Here is a 2,526-nt window from a genome sequence, read left to right as displayed (position 1 = left end):
GCTGGCTAAAGTCAGTGCCCAATCGGCCGAGGCCATGGTCAGTGCGCGCCTTACCTACCGTTTGGGTGAGGGCTTGATCGAGATATTGTGGGTAGGAAAAAAGCAATCTGAAAAAGCGAGTTAGGCTCAAGCCTTTTATGAATGTGCTTAGGTGTATTTGGAATGAAATGGATAAAGCCCATCATCATGCTGTTATTAACGCTCCCTACTCTACTAGCGTGCAGCAGTTCAACCGATAAGGCCTATAAACAGGGAAAAACAATCGAATGCCGTGTTGAACGTGGTCTATTTTTTGGTGGCAACTACACGATTGATGTAAACAACAAAAATTCTAAGCCTGCTAGAAAATTTGGTGCGCATGGACAGTCTATTGAAATTTACAAACTGGAAAATGGCATAGAAGTAAAACGTGCTAACTGCAAGCTAGTATGAATGTTTTTGGAAAGGATTTAGAATAGAAAAGCACTCTGAGGAAATCTTATTGACTTGATGCATTTGGGTCCACGTTAAGCGCCCAAGTGCCTTCCTAAAGGGAAAATACAAACTACTGTGCTGACCTTGCTAAACTAAATTAACGAGGTATTTATCCAAAGGATAAATGCAGAGTGCTTCTAAGAATTAGTTTATCATGTGTATGTGACATCTCAAGGTCTTTTTTTAAAAAACTCAAACGTCGCTGAAGGCGTATAAAGGGTATTTGATAAATACTTTCGACAAAAAAAGTGCGCTCTGAAAACAACTGCAGCCATATACATTCAGATCCAGTTACCTGTCTAAGTGCATCCCCTAAAAGGAAAAAATCGTATCTACACTAATATCGTCTGAGCTTATCAGCCGATCTACAGATAAGTGTTTATCTGCCGCAGAGCGCACGCACTCAATTATAGCAACTTCAACCATCCATGTAGACAAAATCATCTTCAATGTCTAAACCTAATGCAGCAAGTTTAGCTCGTTGCGCCTGAGGATTATCACCCAACCAAACAGTGGGAATATAGTTTTGTTTATGCATTTCATGATTTGTTACAAAGTAGCTACGAACATAGCTTTTCACTTCTTCTTTTCGATCGTGTGGAAAAACCTTTGAGTGTGCGAGCAAATCAGCTACATAAGCATCTAATGCAAACAAAACCCGTAAATCGGTGATACGGTGGTAATACGCGAGCCAGCCATAATGACGCTGGGTCTCACTGCACACCAGTCCACTTATCCGATAGTTAAGGCGTTCAATGAACTCATCGATATCTTCATTGTTAGGTTTAGTTGAAGCAAATGCATGATTGAACTGTGACACAAATTTAGCCAAACGAACATACAATCGCGATAAAGACGATTCACGTACACTACGCTCGCCGTGTTTAAACACATAACCTAAAAACTCAAATCCCTCATCCAAGGATTTAAGATGACGCTTGGTTTCATCTCCATGGAGCGCTAAACCTAGGTTTTTCACTTCAAGTTGAAGCCAACGCTCCGCTTCAACCACTTGATCTCGTGGACCTATGATCAAGATATCATCCACAAACCGAAAATAATGCACGGCTGGAAATTGTGCTTTGATAGTGCGATCAGTCGCTTCTAGATAGAGGTTAGCCAGTGTATTAGAAATGGATAAACCTTGCGGCACACCCACTGAAGGTTTAAACCGGTAATAGTGTTTTCGCGGCGTGCGTTTTGGCACGGTAGGCGTAATGAGTGCATGTTCAATCAGACTGCGTGCTGGTGAAGAGACAATATCTTGTGAAAGTGTATTCACTAGTGCGCTATGCGTAATTTCATCATAAAAACGCTTGATATCACCTTTATATACCCAACTATCTTGCTGACCCATATTTGAAACAAGATCAATGACCCAACCAATGGTTCGCTTGGGCAAGGACACTGGCACGCGCTGATGATAAACCTGTTGCAAAAAGCGATTGAGCTGGCGAAGTACAATGCGGTCACGAACAGTGGCGATGGATATCATGCGTGGCGCTTTATCACGACCTTTTGTGACTAGTTTTTCAGTGTAGGGCGAAAATCGATAGCGGCCAGAGGCTATCTTTTGGGCCATGACATCAAATACCTCTTCATCCATTAAGGCAAATTCATAACCGCTGATACGATCAATGCCACGTGTAGGTGAGTCAATAAAGCGTGCTTCAAAACACGCCTTCAACCCACTGGCACTAAAGAGTTCATTAAAAAGTGTGGTTTGATCCATCGTGGGTTGGCTCATTGATTATTCCCATTAAATAGTTTGTGATTCTACATGTCCAAGATGAACAGTGCCCAGCTAATAAGTTCGCTACTTGATGCCACTTAGGCGGCGACCGTTTCTTCCAGATAAATATAGCAACTTTCAAGCTGACCCAGTTTTAAATCAGCCCCTTTTTGCACCAAGCCTCTGACCATCTGAGATTGCTCAAATAACTGGGCTAACCTCAAGGGTGTGCAACCCCATTCATCAACCAGATTGACTTGGGCGCCTGCCTCTAACAATACCCAAAACATCTCGGGGCGTTTCTTTATAATCGCGAGCAT

3 protein-coding genes are annotated in these 2,526 nt (G+C 42.4%); 1 reads left to right on the top strand and 2 read right to left on the bottom strand.

The window, feature by feature from the left end:
* Window positions 1-162 precede the first annotated feature (162 nt).
* Window positions 163-432, top strand: a complete 270-nt coding sequence (locus tag NA59_RS12635; RefSeq protein ID WP_044413512.1) for a hypothetical protein — start codon at window positions 163-165, stop codon at window positions 430-432.
* Window positions 433-892: 460 nt separating this feature from the next.
* Here the strand turns inward: NA59_RS12635 and NA59_RS12630 are convergent, their stop codons facing one another.
* Entirely contained in the window at window positions 893-2,221 is a 1,329-nt protein-coding gene (locus tag NA59_RS12630) for a reverse transcriptase domain-containing protein (RefSeq protein WP_044413508.1), read from the bottom strand.
* A gap of 83 nt (window positions 2,222-2,304) precedes the next feature.
* The coding region (locus tag NA59_RS12625; RefSeq protein ID WP_044413505.1) for an ankyrin repeat domain-containing protein at window positions 2,305-2,526 on the bottom strand (222 nt) is incomplete at its 5' end.

The sequence above is a fragment of the Thiomicrospira microaerophila genome (genome assembly GCF_000934765.1).
In the GTDB taxonomy this organism is placed as follows: domain Bacteria; phylum Pseudomonadota; class Gammaproteobacteria; order Thiomicrospirales; family Thiomicrospiraceae; genus Thiomicrospira; species Thiomicrospira microaerophila.
This window is presented reverse-complemented; position numbering and strand designations above follow the sequence as displayed.

What these genes read in the sequence shown, in the direction of transcription:
- NA59_RS12635 (WP_044413512.1), top strand. Translation starts at nt 163, where the DNA reads ATGAAATGGATAAAGCCCATCATCATGCTGTTATTAACGCTCCCTACT.
- NA59_RS12630 (WP_044413508.1), bottom strand. Translation starts at nt 2,221, where the DNA reads ATGAGCCAACCCACGATGGATCAAACCACACTTTTTAATGAACTCTTT.